Source organism: Streptococcus infantis (assembly GCF_047465035.1).
GTDB lineage: Bacteria > Bacillota > Bacilli > Lactobacillales > Streptococcaceae > Streptococcus > Streptococcus infantis_T.
Genome location: NZ_JASHAQ010000014.1, coordinates 24,546 through 41,012 on the forward strand (window position 1 = coordinate 24,546; position 16,467 = coordinate 41,012).

A 16,467-nucleotide genomic window follows, 5' to 3' on the forward strand; every position below is an offset into this window, starting at 1 on the left:
AGTCATTATGAAACAAAGTAAAATGCTAATCCCAACGCTTCGCGAAATGCCAAGCGATGCTCAAGTTATCAGTCACGCCCTTATGTTGCGTGCTGGTTATGTTCGTCAAGTATCAGCAGGAGTTTACTCTTATCTACCGCTTGCTAACCGTGTTATCGAAAAAGCTAAGAAGATTATGCGTCAAGAGTTTGACAAGATGGGTGCTGTTGAGATGTTGGCTCCAGCTCTTCTCAGTGCTGACCTTTGGCGTGAATCTGGCCGTTATGAAACCTACGGGGAAGACTTGTACAAATTGAAAAACCGTGAGAAGTCAGACTTTATTCTGGGTCCAACTCACGAAGAAACCTTTACAGCTATTGTCCGTGATTCTGTTAAGTCTTACAAGCAATTACCTTTAAACTTGTACCAAATCCAACCTAAATACCGTGATGAAAAACGTCCACGTAATGGACTTCTTCGTACGCGTGAATTTATCATGAAAGATGGTTATAGCTTCCATGCTAACTACGATAGCTTGGATGTAACTTATGATGAGTACAAAGCAGCCTATGAGCGTATCTTCACTCGTAGTGGTTTGGACTTCAAAGCAATCATCGGTGACGGTGGCGCCATGGGTGGTAAGGATAGCCAAGAGTTTATGGCCATCACACCTGCTCGTACAGACTTTGACCGTTGGGTTGTTTTAGACAAGTCAGTTGCATCATTTGACGAAATTCCTGATCAAGTGCAAGAAGAAATCAAGGCAGAATTGCTTAAATGGATGGTTTCTGGTGAAGATACCATTGCCTACTCAAGTGAATCAAGCTATGCAGCTAACTTGGAAATGGCAACCAACGAGTACAAACCAAGCAATCGTGTTGTGACTGAAGATCAAGTGGCTCGCGTGGAAACACCAGGTGTCAAATCAATTGATGAAGTGGCTGCCTTCTTGAATGTCTCTGAAGAGCAAACAATCAAGACCTTGGTTTATATGGCAGACGAGGAGCCAGTTGTGGCTTTACTCGTTGGCAATGACCAGCTCAATGAAGTCAAATTGAAAAACTACCTTGGAGCAGATTTCTTGGAACCTGCAACTGAGGCAGAAGTGAAAGAATTGTTGGGAGCGGACTTTGGTTCACTTGGCCCAGTAGATCTTCCAGAAAATGTCAAGATTATCGCAGACCGCAAGGTACAAGATAGCCGCAATGCGGTTGTTGGTGCCAACGAAGATGGCTACCACTTGACGGGTGTCAACCCAGGTCGTGACTTCACTGCCGAGTATGTGGATATCCGTGAAGTTCGTGAGGGTGAGATTTCTCCAGACGGACAAGGTGTTCTCAACTTTGCGCGTGGTATCGAAATTGGTCACATCTTTAAACTGGGTACTCGTTACTCAGCAAGTATGGGTGCAGATGTCTTGGATGAAAATGGCCGTGCTGTGCCAATCATCATGGGTTGCTACGGTATCGGTGTCAGCCGTCTCCTTTCAGCAGTTATGGAGCAACACGCTCGTCTCTTTGTTAACAAAACGCCTAAAGGTGAATACCGTTACGCTTGGGGAATCAATTTCCCTAAAGAATTGGCTCCGTTTGATGTGCATTTGATTCCAGTTAATGTCAAGGACGAAGCAAGTCTTGAATTGACTAATCGTATCGAAGAAGCCTTAGTCAACAAAGGCTACGAAGTCTTGACAGATGACCGTAACGAACGTGTCGGTGTTAAATTCAGTGATAGCGACTTGATTGGTCTTCCAATCCGTATCACTGTTGGGAAGAAAGCAGCTGATGGTATCGTAGAAGTGAAGATCAAGGCGACAGGGGATACTATTGAAGTTCATGCAGATAACTTGCTTGAAACTCTTGAAATCCTAACAAATAAATAAAATCTATAATCAGAAGAAAAACAAGACAAAAATGTAACTAGTTTTTGCCTTGTTTTTTCTGTATAATGAGAGAAAGTAAGACTCAATGAAAATCAAAGAGTAAACTAGGAAACTAGCCGAAGGTTGCTCAAAACACCGTTTTGAGGTTGTGGATAGAACTGACGAAGTCAGTAACACATATACGGCAAGGCGACGTTGACGCAGTTTGAATTTGATTTTCGAAGAGTATAAACATTAAAAGCGTAAAAAGAGGTAGTACTATGCTAAAATTTCCAAAGGATTTTGTCTGGGGTTCCTCAACTTCTGGGCCGCAGACAGAAGGACGAGTGCCTGGTGATGGCAAGGGAGATAATCTCTGGGATTATTGGTTTCAAGTAGAGCCAAATCGTTACTACAATGGTATTGGACCAGACAACACGTCGACCTTCTATGAAAACTGGGAAAAGGATATCGAACTCTTGTTAGAAACTGGCCACACAGCCTTTCGAACTTCTATCCAGTGGTCTCGTATTTTCCCACAGGGCCGTGGGGAAGTCAACCCTCAAGGTGTGGCTTTCTACCGTCAGGTCTTTGAAGCCATCAAGGCCAAGGGCATTCGTCTCTTAGTCAATCTTTATCACTTTGACCTGCCTTTTGCCCTTCAAGAAGATGGCGATGGTTGGGAAAATAAAGCAACTATTAAGGCCTATGAAGACTATGCTCGTTTCTGTTTTGAGACCTATGGGGACCTTGTGGACCAATGGATTACCTTCAATGAGCCTATCGTTCCTGTAGAGTTTGGCTATTTTTATGATGCCCATTATCCACATAAGGTGGATGCCAAAGCAGCGGTTAAGGTTGCCTATCATACACAACTGGCGAGCACTCTTGCAGTTAAGGCTTGTCATGAAGTCTTGCCTAGTTCTAAGATTGGGATTGTCCTCAACTTGACACCAGCCTATCCACGTAGCCAGCATCCTGCCGATGTGAAAGCTGCTCGCATTGCTGACCTCTTCCAGGCACAATCTTTCCTAGATCCGTCTGTTTTAGGAGCTTATCCAGAAGAGTTAGTGGAAATTTTGTCTGAGCATGACTTGTTACCAGAATACACAGCCGAAGAATTGGAACTCATTCGTGAGAACACCGTTGACTTCCTAGGAGTCAATTACTATCAGCCTTTGCGTGTCATGGCGCCACGTTTTGCTAAGCATCCTGACAGCCCACTCTTGCCTGAGCATTTCTATGAACCTTACGTCATGCCAGGTCGTAAGATCAATCCACACCGCGGTTGGGAAATCTACGAGCAAGGGATTTATGACATTGCCCAAAACATCAAGGAAAACTACGGTAACATTGAGTGGATGCTGACAGAAAATGGGATGGGTGTTGAAGGTGAAGACAAATTCCGTGAAAATGGCATGATTCAGGATGACTACCGTATCGACTTTGTCAAAGGTCATCTGCGTGAACTACATCGCGCTATTGAAGATGGTGCCAACTGTAAAGGCTACTTGATCTGGACCTTTATCGATTGCTGGTCATGGCTCAATAGCTATAAAAACCGTTATGGTTTAGTCGAGCTTGACTTAGAAACACAAGAGCGTCGCCTGAAAAAATCAGGCCACTGGTTCAAAGAACTCAGCGATAACAATGGATTTTAAGCAACTTTTTATATAGAATCAAAAAAAACATTGGAAATGAACTTCTCAATTTGAGTACTTCCAATGGTTTTTCTTGTTCTTATAATAGTCCGATAAAAAGTAGTAAAGCTGACAGAGCAATAAAGGCTAGCGTTGCTATACCACGTTGCCCCAAACTATAAATCTTTCTTTCGCCTCGAACTGGGAAGACGATAGCTAGTAATGCACCACCGACAGCTCCACCTACGTGTCCAGCAAGGCTGATTCCTGGCATTAAAACGCTACCTACTAGGTTGATGACCAAGAGGGATAGGTAGGATTGACCGAGCTGTTGAAGATAGGGGTTGCGGGAGGCATAACGGAGAACGACAATAGAAGCGAACATGCCGTAGAGGGCAGTTGAAGCACCAGCAGTAATGGCATTGGGACTAAAAACGAGGACAAAGAGATTTCCCATCATACCTGATAGAAGGTAGATAAAGAAAAACTGTTTGGAGCCAAAGATTTGCTCCATCTGACGTCCCAAGAAGTAAAGGGATAGCATATTGACTAAAAAGTGCTCCAAGCCAATGTGGACAAAGGTTGCTGAGAATAGGCGCCAGATTTGTTCAGGCATGGCCTTGATTGCTGGGGGATAAACAGCTCCGAATTTATACAAGGTGGCTGCGCTTGTGTAATTGAAACCACTGGTTAGAAACATGAGTATAAAAACTAGGCTTGTCACGAGAAGAAAGAAGCTCGTGACAGGATAACGACAATCAAAAATCTCTTTCATAGATGAGTACCTCCTCAACAGGAATATCGTGTAGATCAGGCTGGAAGTCCTGAATCTGACAAGGATAAAGTGTGCTGATGGTGTGACCAGTAAAATGCTCCAAGTAGCGGTCGTAATATCCTCCTCCGTAGCCAACCCGATAGCCAGAAGGATTGAAAGCCAAACCAGGAACATGAATCAAGTCAATCAGAGACGGCTCAAAGACAATAGCTTCCCCCTGAGGTTCAAGGAGACCAAAAGAATTTTTTTCAAGTTTCTCTGGTTCATAGAGCACCAGGTCCATTTTCCCTTGTGGATAAGTTTTAGGAATGAGAATCGTCTTCCCATCTTTTTGAGCTTGTTCAATGAGTTCAGCTGTCTGAAATTCATGAGGAAAAGACAGGTAAGTGGCGATAGTTTTTGCTTCCTTATAGAAAGGATGTTGAAAGAACTGCTCTGTGAGCCAATCGTTCATGCTCTGTTTTTCTTCCTTAGATAGAGACTTGAGTTCTTGTAAGACCTGCTTGCGTAAGCTTTTTTTCATAGTTTACTCCGCAGCTTTCTTGGCTAAAAAGCTTGATACAGCCTCGACACCGATAGCTAGAGCTTCTTCCTTAGGACTCATCTTTGGATGATGAAGGGCGTAGGGACTGTCAATACCTAGCCAGAACATGACGCCAGGAACCTTAGAGAGAAGATAACCAAAGTCTTCTCCTGTCATGGCAGGGTCAATATCAATCAGTTCAATCCCTTCTTTTTCATCAAAGAAGGTCATCAATTCTCTGGCTAATTCAGGGTTGTTTTCGACTGGTAAATAGCCTCCCTGTTTGAGTTCGACCTCCACATCCATATCAAAAGCAGTAGCGACACCTTCAGCGATGGCTTTGACACGTTTTTGTACCAAGAGGCTCATGCTGTGTGTAAGAGCTCGAATCGTTCCATGCAAGAAGGCTGTATCAGCGATGACATTATTAGTTGTACCAGCTTGAAAAACACCGAAAGTGACGACAGCACCCTCGATAGGATCGACATTACGGCTGACAACCGACTGAACTTGGGTAACGAAATAGCTAGCTGCAACCAGAGCGTCATTTGCTTCATGTGGAAAGGCAGCGTGCCCGCCTTTACCTTTAAAGGGAATCTTAACTTCGCAAGTTCCTGCAAAGAGTGTATGGGTATTGGTCGCAATTTGTCCAACTTTTAAGTCTGGACGAACATGAAGTCCATAGAATTGGTCAGGCAACCAGTCGCCAAAAGCATCATCTTCATACATGAGCATACCACCTGCTTCGTTTTCTTCTGCAGGTTGGAAGAGAAAGAGGAGATTGTTTTTTGGTTGGTTTTCTAAAGCACGTTCAAGACTTCCAAGGGCAATGGTCATATGAAAATCGTGTCCACAAGCATGCATACGGTCTTGGTGTTGAGAGGCAAAAGGAAGGCCTGTTTGTTCAACGATTGGGAGTCCATCGATGTCTGTCCGCCAACCAATGGTACCTTCTGGCTGACTTCCTTGTAAGTATACTAAAATACCGGTTCGCCAAGTACGAATCTGAACAAAATCCTTGCCGGCTGTTAATGTTTCAATGACATTGAGTAAATAAGCGTGAGTCTTGAATTCTTCTAAACCAATCTCCGGAATTTGGTGAAGATCGCGTCGAGTTTGAATCAAATCTAACATAGTTAATTTCCTTCTATTTGATACGAGAAAGAGGCTGGAAAAGTTTCCGCCTCTGTTACTAATTACAAGGTGCGAAGCGCATCTTCTAGCGCTGTTTTTTGTTGGGTTTGGCTATCGATTTCCTTGATAACACGAGCTGGGACACCAGCCACCACAACATTTTCTGGAACATCTTGAGTGACGATGGCCCCTGCTGCAACAACAGAACCGCTACCGATTTGAACACCTTCGATAACTACAGCGTTAGCACCGATGAGAACATTGTCACCGACACGAACAGGCTCAGCGCTGGCTGGCTCGATAACGCCTGCAAGAACAGCACCTGCACCAACGTGGCTATTTTTACCGACAATAGCGCGTCCGCCAAGGATAGCTCCCATATCAATCATAGTGCCAGCACCGATTTCAGCACCGATATTGATAACAGCTCCCATCATGATAACAGCATTGTCACCAATCTCAACTTGGTCACGGATGATAGCGCCTGGCTCGATACGAGCATTGATATCACGTTTATCAAGGAGAGGTACAGCAGAGTTGCGAGCGTCTTGTTCAACAACATAGTCCTTGTTTTCTGCTAGTCCATCAAGAAGTGGAGCGATATCTTTCCAGTCTCCAAAAAGAACATTCCCAAGCTTGATAACAGAAGCAGGGATAGCTCCGGCAAGTTGTCCTTCAAAGGTCACTTTTACACTTGTCTTTTTCTCAGCATTTGCGATAAATTGGATAATTTCTTGTGCATTCATTTTTGTAGCAGTCATAGGTGTCTCCTCACTCTTTGTAATGCTTACTATTCTACCAAAAAAGGCTTCAATTTTGAAGCCTTAAGTGTTAAAAGAAGGTGTTTAATTCTTGGATTTAGATTCTTCAATGGACAAGAAAACCATAGGAACGATAATCAAAATCATGGCTAGTACCAAGAAACCATCCAGAACCATACCAAGGAAAAGGACACTGAGGATAGCAGAGGATAGAGGTTCGCTTGCGCTAACGACCGACACCACCAATGGGGAAACGAGAGAGACAGCCTTCATCGATAGGAAAAAGGCAAAGGCAGTTCCCAAAAAGGCAATAGTCAAACAAATACAGATACTGATGGCATCAACCTGGAAGCTAATCTTATAAACGGGGTAGAGAAAATTACTAAAGAGTCCAGCGATAATCATTCCCCAGCCAACAGTTGGCACAAAACCGTATTTTTTAGCGAAACGTTGGGGTAAGATGACATTGAACATGACGCCTAGGGCACTGAGAAGACCTGTCAGTAAAGCAAGTGGTGTGATAGATAATTTGGATAGATCTCCTTTGGTAGCCATCAAAAAGACTCCAATCATAGCAGTCAAAACATAGAGAATTGCTTTTTTAGAAGCTTTTTTCTTGTAAATGATGCGATTATATAGAAGTATAAAGACAGGACTGATAAATTGGAGGATGGTTGCAGTTGTAGCGTTGGAGTACTCCACACAGAGATAAAAGAAAAATTGTACGGAGAAGATCCCTAAGATAGCATAGGCGAGAAAAGGAAGGTAATTGTTTCGATTTTTCCAGATCTCGAAGAGCTGGGACTGGAGTTTTATACTAGATAAGACGATTACGAAACTACCAGCGACGAGTAGACGCATAGAAGTAATCCACCCTGAAGATACTTGATAATGTGAAAAAAAGTACTCTCCTAAAATTCCGCAGATCCCCCAGATCAAGCCAGATAGGAGAGAATAAATGGTTCCCTTAAAAATATTCTTTTGATATTTATTCATGTTGCTATTGTACCATGAAACGAAGAAAGAAAAAAGAGAGTGGAGAAAAATCATTTCTTTCAGAAATTTTCTTTCCCACTCTCAATGATTGTGCTGTTTAGTTAGCGCTGTTGATTGCTACTTCTGCTATTGGAACTAGAGCTACTATTACTGTTCCCGTTACTATTAGAAGTATTATTACGATTATTGTTATTGTTGTTATTGTTACTGCTATTATTTGATGAGGAAGAAGATGCTTTAGGCAGACTTCCTAAAATGGTGTTCCAAGCATTTTGGTAGTCAGAATCGCTTCCACCAATAGCAAATTTGTAGCTAGTAGTTGGAGCACCAGCTTGGTTTGCCCAGTAGCTAGTCACCGTTTCTCCGCTCAGATTAATTTCTTTTCCATTAATAGTCACCTTTCCTGGCTTTTGACCAGTTGATTTGAGGACTTGTGATGAAGTGACACTTGAATCGAGTTTGAAACGTTCTGAACCCCAAGCAGAAGGGGCTGCTTGCTGAATGGCATTTACCAGATGAGCCATATATTTTGCATTGCGGTAGTAAGCTCCCTGGGCTAGAGAACTGTTGTCGTCATGTCCAACCCAGCCTCCCAGAGTTAATCTTGGAGTAGAGACCATGAGCCACATATCTCCTTCTTCATTGCTTGTACCAGTTTTTCCGATCCAGTCAGCGCCTGCTAGACTGGAATTGATAGAAGCCAGATCAGTTTGGAAGCTTGTAGTAACTCGAGATGAAAGCACATCTCTTAGCAGACTCTGCATAATGGTTGCAGTGGCTTTAGAGTAAACTTGGATAGGTTTAGCCTGATGTTCATAGAGAACCTCACCACTCGTTTTCTCAATTTTTGAGATCATGTATTTCTTATGATAGGTACCATTGTTAGCGAGTGTTTGGTAGCCATTGGTATGCTGGGCTACAGTAACCTCAATTCCTCCTCCCATAGGAAGACTTTCAATACCATATTCTGGGATTTCATAGCCCATTTTTTCCATATAAGAACGGACATCAACCCCTTTTTCACGGAGCATTCGGTAGGTCCAGTAGGCTGGGATGTTCCAAGAATAGTTCAGAGCTTCTTTAAGGTCTATCATGGCTGTTCCAGGACTGTTGACATGCATGATCGGAGTTCCGTTAGCGAAGTTTGTTGGATAGTTAGAGAGGATGCTAGCACTTCCCATAAGCCCTTGGTCGATAGCAATACCATAGGCCAAGAGTGGCTTGGTAGTAGAGGCGGGAGAACGCTTGGTATCGAAGGCGTGATTGTTTTGATTGGTCTGATAATCTCGTCCACCTACAAACCCTAAAATCGCCCCAGTTTGATTGTCCATCAAGACATTCCCAACTTCAGGTTGACCCGAGCTGTCATTTAGAAGGTATCCGTAGTTTGTTACGGCATTTTGCATAGCAGTATGAATCGTTTTATCGATGGTAGTTGTAATACGGTAACCACCGTTTTGGATTTCTTTTTCGGCCAATTCTCGATAAGATTTTCGGATCGATTCGTTCTGTAGTTCTTGGTCAGAAACATTGTCCTTTTGCACCAGATAATCATACATAATCTTGGTAGCCTCATCGAGTGCAGTGAAGTAGAGGAAGCCTTTAGAGGTAACGCTAGCATTTTCTGCTGGCAAGAAATCTTGCTTAATGTCATAAGCCTTGTAGGTTTCATAGTCTTCTTGGCTAAGGACTCCAGTTCTGTACATATTGTAGAGAACATCTTTTGAGCGCTTGATTCCAAGTTCAATATCTTCTTCGCTCTTCATCTCACCAGTAGACTCATAAGGTGAGTAGGAAATAGGGCTTTGTGGTAAACCTGCTAGGAAAGCTGCTTGAGGAATGGTTAGTTTGCTAGCATCCACTCCGAAAATCCCAGTTGCAGCCTGCTGAGCACCTGCGATATTTTGCCCCTTGTTATTGCGACCAAAAGGTGCAACATTTAGATAGGTAGTCAGGATTTCATCCTTATTCATAGCACGTTCTAGGGCTAGAGCATCTACGATTTCACTAGCTTTACGAGCAAGCGTAGGAGCATCACCAACTACTTGTTGTTTGATGAGCTGTTGTGTTAGGGTAGAACCACCACTCGAAGAACCAAGGCCGATAAAGTTTCCTAGACTGGCACGAATGACAGCTTTAGGAACGACACCATTGTGCTCTGCAAAGTGTTCGTCCTCGGTTGCAACGATAGCTTGCTTGAGATTCTCTGAGATGGCATCGGATGCGACAGATGTTCGCAAAAGATCGCTCTCGATAGCCCCAATCATAGAACCATCTGCATAGCGAATCTCAGAAATAGATGAAATATTGTTGACCTGTTTAACCAAATCCTCCGTTTGAGGGACACTAACTTGATCAAAGAGAGCAACAGCATACCCCAAAACAACCCCAGTCCCGAGGAGACCGCCAATAAAAGCTAGGATGAAAAGTGTGTTAAAAGTTGCTTTTATTCCAAGTAAAATCTTGGCCCCAATAGTCCAAATGGTTAGTTTTGTTTTGACTTTCTTATTTTTATCTGGATTTTTTTTGGAAGTTGTTAATTTTAGAGACCGAAGTAAGGCCAGTCCTTTTTGTTTGATTCTTGTTACATGTTTGTTCATAGAATTCCTCACTCTTTATTATTATACCATAAAAGCATCTCTTGCAAGAAATCAGGCTTAGAATGGGGGTTAGATAGGGATTGGTTCTTGGGATTTAGACATCAAAAAAGCCAGATTTAAACTAAATCTGACTGTTTGGTAAATTGTTTATTTGTCTCCTGAAAGTTCTTTTCCAAGATCAATCAAGTAGTCCTTCAAATGGTCTTTGACTTGTGGATGTTTGAGGGCGTACTCGATGGATGTCTTCATAAATCCAAACTTGTCCCCGACGTCGTAACGTGAGCCTTTAAACTCGCGAGCAAATACTCGTTGGGTTTTGTTGAGAGTATCGATAGCATCTGTTAGCTGGATTTCATTTCCTGCTCCTGGTGTTTGATTTTCAAGAATACCGAAAATCTCAGGTGTGAGAAGGTAGCGACCAATGATGGCTAAATCACTTGGTGCATCCTCAGGAGCTGGTTTTTCAACGAAGGTTTCAACGCTGTAAAGACCGTCATTTCCTTCTCCTTGAGGAGCGATGACACCGTATGAAGAAACTTCTTCGTGTGGGACAGGCATGACAGCGATAGTAGAAGCATGAGTTTTCTCATAATCATTCATGAGCTGCTTAGTCAATGGCACAGCTTTGTCATCAGTGATATCCATGAGATCATCTCCAAGCATGACCACAAAGGGTTCGTTTCCGACGAAAGCTTTGGCTTGTAAGACGGCATCTCCGAGTCCACGTGGGTGTGTTTGACGGATGAAGTGAAGACGCATACCAGTTGTTTCGTCAACTAGTTTCAAAAGGTCGGTTTTTCCTTTTTCCTTGAGGTTGTATTCTAGTTCAAAGTTTGAGTCGAAATGGTCTTCGATAGAACGTTTTGACTTTCCTGTTACGACAAGAATGTCCTCAATTCCAGACTTAAGAGCTTCTTCAACGATGAACTGGATGGTTGGTTTATCGACGATTGGCAACATTTCTTTGGCCAAAGCTTTAGTAGCAGGTAGGAAACGAGTTCCAAGTCCTGCAGCAGGGATAACGGCTTTTCTAACTTTTTGTTTCATGAGCTTCCTTTCTAACGGTGACTAAGACCACTCGTTCTCTGCCTTGAACTCATTGCTCATGAGTTCAGAAACGGCATCCTTAATATTAACATTTTCATAAATAACTTGGTAGATGGCTTGAGTAATAGGCATATAAACTCCGAGTTCTTGCGCCAATTCGTAAGCAGCTTTGGTTGTTGAAATACCTTCAATGACCATTCCCATATTTGCTTCGATATCTGCCAAGGCTTCACCACGCCCAAGAGCATCTCCTGCACGCCAGTTACGTGAGTGGACAGAAGTTCCGGTAACGATTAAATCTCCAACCCCAGAAAGTCCACTGTAAGTTAATGGATTTGCTCCAAGTTTAACCCCCAGACGGGTAATTTCTGCCAGCCCGCGCGTGATAATAGCAGCTTTTGCATTATCACCAAATCCAAGTCCATGGAGGGCACCTGCACCAACAGCGATGATATTTTTAAGAGCACCAGCTGTTTCCACTCCGATAACATCCGTATTGGTATAAAGGCGGAAGTAGTGGTTGCTAAAGAGTTTTTGAACATATTGAGCAGTTTGTAAATCTTTAGAAGCAGCCGTAATCAAGGTAATATCACGTACAATCGTTTCTTCCGCATGGCTAGGACCAGATACAACCACAATTTCACTACGCAATTCTTCAGGGATTTCTTCTTCTAGGATAGTTGAAAGACGTTTGTGGCTATTGGGCTCGAGGCCTTTTGAAGCATGCATGACAACCACTTTATGATCCAAAACAGCAGCCACTTGTTGAGCTACCAATCTGGTCACCTTGGTTGGCACCACAAACAAGACAGCATCAACCCCCTTCAAGGCTTCTGCCAAATCATGATAGGCAACAATTTTTTCGTCTAATACAGTATCCTTAAAATAGCGTTTGTTAGTATGTTGTGTATTAATTTCATCAATTTGATCAGGAATATTTCCCCAGATACGTACTTGGTGTCCGTTGTCATTTAAAACTTGTGACAAGGCAGTACCCCAAGAACCAGGCCCTAAAACAGCGATGGTTTGTTTGTCCATATTTTCCTCCTTCTGAGAAAGCACTTTCCTATATTCTACCATAAAAAGCCCTATCTTGCATCTATATAACTAGCTAAGATATGTCCTATTGATAGGAATCTGTATTTATCGAAGGTGATGATTCGGGAAAATCAAAAGTAGAGATATAAAAAACAGCCAGGGGGAATTGGCTGTTTTAGTAGGAAAAAACTAGAGCGTAATGCTGTTATTTTTAGAAATTTTCATAAATAGTAACAAGGAAGTAACTGTTAAGATGGTGAGGATAGTAGACAAGGCTGCTGCCACACCATAGTTTCCACGAAGTACTTCAGTGTAGATAGCTACGGTCATTGTTCTAGTTTTAACATTATACAAGAGAATGGAAGTAGATAGTTCTGAAATCATTGTTACCCATGAAAGGATTGCTCCTGAGATGATACCTGAAAGCATCATTGGGGTTGTGATTTTAGTAAAGGTATTGAGACGGCTACTTCCCAAGCTTTCTGCTGCTTCTTCGATACTAGGGGCAATTTGTTGCAAACTAGCAACTGAAGAGCGGATAGTATAAGGAAGTCTTCTTACAGATAAGGACATAACCAAGATGAAGGCTGTTCCTGTAATCATCAGGAAACCACTTCCGAAGAGGCCTGTATTGAATGAAGAGATAAAGGCAATACCAAGTACAGTTCCTGGTACGATATAAGGTACCATACTAAGACTATCGATTAAGTTGGTAAATAGGTTGCGTTTGCGAACTGCAAGATAGGATATGAAGGTCGCAAAGACAACAACGAGAACCAAGGCAAGGAGAGGGATACGAATGGTATTAAAAATAGCAGATCCCATACGGCTAAAGGCAGTCTTATAGCTATTTAGTGAATATCCTTTGACGAAAACCATACCAGATGTTTTCAGGAAGGATGTATAAATCAAGTAAACTTGAGGCAAAACAGAGAATAAGATAATGCCATAAACTGTCACATAAATAGCAGCCATCTTTCCTTTTGTCGTTTTCTTAGGTTCAATTGGATGAAGCGAGTTCATACTGAAACTGTAGCGATTTGAAACGTACTTTTGGATGAGGAAGATAACTAGGGCGATTGTAATCGCCATAATTGCTAAGGCTGATGCAAAGGCAGAGTTGCCTCCTACCTCACTGATAAACTGTGTATAGATCAAGACTGGGAAGGTACGATATCCCTCACCAATCAACATCGGAGTACCAAAGTCCGAGAAGGCTCTCATAAAGACGAGGAGTGCAGCTGCTAGTAAAGTTGGAACCAAGAGAGGTAAAACGACTGTTACAATTCGTTTTAGACCGAAAGTTCCCATGCTTTCAGCAGCTTCCAAGAGGGAGTTGTCGATACTCTTCATAGTCCCAGCTACGTAAAGAAAGACGAGAGGGAAGAGTTGAAGTGTAAAGACAAGCACAATACCTTTGAAACCGTAGATGTCAAGACCTGGCAAGTGCAGTGTGTTGGTTAGAAACTTTGTGATTACTCCGTTTCTACCAAGAAGTAGAATCCAAGAATAGGCACCTACAAAGGGAGCTGACATGGATGCAATGATGATTAAAATCTGTAAAAACTTCTTTCCCTTGAAGTCATACATTGAAAAAAGATAAGCTAGCAAGGTACCAATGTATAGCAATGAAAGCGTTTTTAAAACCTAAAATTCTATCCTAATGGGGTAAAATTCTCTACAAAAAAGAAGAACAGTGTCTAAACTATTCTTCCGATGGATTTTAACTCTTTAGGAGAGATATGAAAGTATTTCTTAAAAACTTTACCAAAATATTTATAGTCTGAAAAGCCGACTTCTTCAGCGATTTGGCTAAGAGGGGAATCAGGATGTTGACTCATCTTTTCAATGGCTTGTTTTAAACGATACTGAAGAATGTATTCGTTCAAGGTGATAGGGAAATCTTCTTTGATAACCTTGTAGAGATAACTTTCGCTATAGCCTAGATTTTCTGCAATGGTAGAAATGGTAAAGTGTAGGTAGTAGTGTTGGTGTACAAATTCGAGAATTTGTTGAATCAATTGGTTTTGAGGATTGATTTTTTGAAGCGAGGTAACAAAGGCTTGGTAGTCATGTAAAAATGGATTGGTTTGGTGTTGATCCATCTTGAGGCGCAAAGTTATTTTTTCTAAACACTCTGTTAATTCAGTGACGTTTATGGGTTTTGGGAGGAAGTCTACTGCTCCGAATTGCATGGCCTTTTTAGCGTTTTGGAAATCATTGTAACCAGAGAGAATCACTTTTTCATAAGAGAGTGAACGAGTCGCTTCAAACATCATAAAAGCATCCATGATGGGCATGGTAATGTCTGTCAGGACGATGTGTGGTTTCTCTTTTTGAATTAACTCCATGCCTTCTTGTCCGTGACTTGCAGTTCCAACAACTTGAATACCCAAGGCTGAGTAGTCGACGGCAATTTCAAGCCATTTTCGGATCAGGTGTTCGTCTTCGACAATGATTAACTTAAACATGCGTTCTTCCTTTCGTGACAAATTTTACCCAGGTTTCACCTTGCGGGTTCACTCCTAAATCCAATTCGACATTCTCAAAAAAGTTATTCAATCGTTTGTAACTATTGACAATACCGTGCTGTGTATGTGGGCTGTCCAAGGATTCTAAGATATGTAGGCGTTCTTGTTTGGTTAGACCACCAGCATTATCCTTAACGATAAAGGTCAGTGCTTCCTGCTCTTGAGTGATTTGGATAGAGATGGCAAGGTCGATGCGATACTGTCTTCCGTATTTTAGAGCATTTTCCACAAGGGGTAATAAGAAAAGTTTCGGAATAGTTTGGGAATGTAGATTCTCAGAACAGTCAATCTGATAAGAAAAATGTTCAAATCGAATCTGATGGATTTTCAGATAAGCTTCTATAATTTCTAGGTCCTGCCCAAGAGTCGTTTCTTTTTCTAGTTCAGTTACACTATATCGCAGGATGCGCGTGAGATTTTGAATAAGTTCTTGAGTAATACTAGCATCAATCATACTCGTGATTTTAATGGTTTCCAAGGTATTGTAGAGGAAGTGAGGATTAAACTGAGCTTCCAGCATCTTTCTTTCAAAGATCCACTTTTCCTTCTCAATGGTCAACATCTTTTGATGGAGCTCATCCAACTCTTGGAGCATATCGGTTATTTTCTCAGCAATCAGTTCAAATTCGTCTCCTGTCTGGAGGATCAGCTTCTTGTCCTTTTTCTTAGGAATTTCCTGCAGTTGATAGACTAGACTTTCAATAGGGCCGGCATTGTGCGTCGCAATTTTATAAGCAATTCGTCTCGCCTGCCAGAAGTATAATAGAAAGATACAGAGTGTTAAGACAGAAGCAAGCCCTAGTAAACTCGGAATGGGAAAGAAAGATTGAAAGGTGTAGATTGAGAAAATCGGTTCAATTTTACGTTTTTCAATCAGAAGTGGATTTTCAACATACCAATGAGTTTTAGACTGGAGTAATTTTTCATCAAATTTTTCCAGAGTTGATTGAGTAAATTGATTGGTATTACTAGAGTAGATGTTTCCAAAAGTATCTGTAATGGCGTATTTTGAATTGATGAGAGGGATACTGGACACAAATTCATTTTCATTTACAAAAGAAATGCTATAAGCCTTAACTCGTTGATTTTGAACGATAGGCATAATGAAGAGTGCGTAATGTTGTTTATCTATTGACAAAGCAACCTTTTCTGTAATGGCTCCTTGAATCGGATTTTGAATTAATAATTTTAAATAATAAGGAGCTAAAATAGTTTCTTGATGGTTGCGATTGGTACTAAAGAGAAGTTCTCCTGTGTCGTCAAGGATGATAAAATCAGAACTGAGTTTCAGTTGAGCTTTTGTTTCATAAAATAGACTAAAGAGTTCTCGGTCAGTGTGTTTACCTTCTAAAAATTCTGGAACCATTTTTTGATTCATGGTCTCCAATAATTGATAGTTCGCTTGTTTCATGTCGCGAATATGCTGGACGATCTGTTGGGTATCCTTGGTGAGTTGTTGCTTTTGCAGGAAATAGGAAAAACCAAACAGGAGAATGAGGAGTAAAAACGATGTAGCTAAAGCAGCCAAAGAACTACGATGAAGAATCTCTTTTTGGAGAGAATGTTTAAAAGAATGTGCCAT

Annotated in this window: 12 protein-coding genes and 1 pseudogene; 2 read left to right on the forward strand and 11 right to left on the reverse strand. The window is 41.8% G+C overall.

Annotated elements, in window-relative coordinates:
- Positions 1-7 precede the first annotated feature (7 nt).
- Positions 8-1,861: a proline--tRNA ligase gene (locus tag QM406_RS07205; RefSeq protein WP_414273819.1), complete on the forward strand. Its 1,854-nt coding sequence runs from the start codon at positions 8-10 to the stop codon at positions 1,859-1,861.
- Positions 1,862-2,121: 260 nt separating this feature from the next.
- Positions 2,122-3,501: a glycoside hydrolase family 1 protein gene (locus tag QM406_RS07210; RefSeq protein ID WP_414273820.1), complete on the forward strand. Its 1,380-nt coding sequence runs from the start codon at positions 2,122-2,124 to the stop codon at positions 3,499-3,501.
- A 79-nt stretch (positions 3,502-3,580) separates the two neighbouring features.
- Here the strand turns inward: QM406_RS07210 and QM406_RS07215 are convergent, their stop codons facing one another.
- The 11 genes and pseudogenes from QM406_RS07215 to QM406_RS07265 all read right to left on the reverse strand — a co-directional run bounded on the left by QM406_RS07215 (position 3,581) and on the right by QM406_RS07265 (position 16,467).
- Positions 3,581-4,255: a rhomboid family intramembrane serine protease gene (locus tag QM406_RS07215; protein ID WP_414273821.1), complete on the reverse strand. Its 675-nt coding sequence runs from the start codon at positions 4,253-4,255 to the stop codon at positions 3,581-3,583.
- Positions 4,239-4,778 carry a 5-formyltetrahydrofolate cyclo-ligase gene (locus QM406_RS07220; RefSeq protein WP_414273822.1) on the reverse strand — a complete coding sequence of 180 codons (540 nt, stop codon included), beginning with the start codon at positions 4,776-4,778 and terminating at the stop codon, positions 4,239-4,241. Before QM406_RS07220 ends, QM406_RS07215 begins: the two co-directional genes overlap by 17 nt.
- Positions 4,779-4,781: 3 nt before the next feature.
- Positions 4,782-5,912, reverse strand: coding sequence for an N-acetyldiaminopimelate deacetylase (locus QM406_RS07225; RefSeq protein WP_414273823.1), 1,131 nt, complete (start codon positions 5,910-5,912; stop codon positions 4,782-4,784).
- 62 nt (positions 5,913-5,974) lie between these two features.
- Positions 5,975-6,673, reverse strand: a complete 699-nt coding sequence (dapD, locus tag QM406_RS07230) for a 2,3,4,5-tetrahydropyridine-2,6-dicarboxylate N-acetyltransferase (RefSeq protein WP_414273824.1) — start codon at positions 6,671-6,673, stop codon at positions 5,975-5,977.
- Positions 6,674-6,757: 84 nt separating this feature from the next.
- Positions 6,758-7,669, reverse strand: a complete 912-nt coding sequence (locus QM406_RS07235) for a DMT family transporter (RefSeq protein ID WP_414273825.1) — start codon at positions 7,667-7,669, stop codon at positions 6,758-6,760.
- Positions 7,670-7,770: 101 nt separating this feature from the next.
- Positions 7,771-10,269: a penicillin-binding protein PBP1B gene (pbp1b, locus tag QM406_RS07240; RefSeq protein WP_414273826.1), complete on the reverse strand. Its 2,499-nt coding sequence runs from the start codon at positions 10,267-10,269 to the stop codon at positions 7,771-7,773.
- Between the two features lie 147 nt (positions 10,270-10,416).
- Complete coding sequence (gene galU / locus QM406_RS07245; RefSeq protein ID WP_281335663.1) at positions 10,417-11,316, reverse strand: UTP--glucose-1-phosphate uridylyltransferase GalU; 900 nt, start codon at positions 11,314-11,316, stop codon at positions 10,417-10,419.
- Between the two features lie 21 nt (positions 11,317-11,337).
- On the reverse strand, positions 11,338-12,354 hold the full coding sequence (locus QM406_RS07250; RefSeq protein ID WP_414273827.1) for an NAD(P)H-dependent glycerol-3-phosphate dehydrogenase: 1,017 nt from the start codon (positions 12,352-12,354) through the stop codon (positions 11,338-11,340).
- Positions 12,355-12,543: 189 nt separating this feature from the next.
- Positions 12,544-13,980, reverse strand: a pseudogene (locus QM406_RS07255) (ABC transporter permease); the annotation flags it as partial.
- A gap of 74 nt (positions 13,981-14,054) precedes the next feature.
- Positions 14,055-14,825, reverse strand: coding sequence for a response regulator transcription factor (locus tag QM406_RS07260; protein ID WP_414273828.1), 771 nt, complete (start codon positions 14,823-14,825; stop codon positions 14,055-14,057).
- A complete protein-coding gene (locus tag QM406_RS07265; protein WP_414273829.1) occupies positions 14,818-16,467 on the reverse strand; it encodes a sensor histidine kinase in 1,650 nt (549 codons plus the stop codon). Before QM406_RS07265 ends, QM406_RS07260 begins: the two co-directional genes overlap by 8 nt.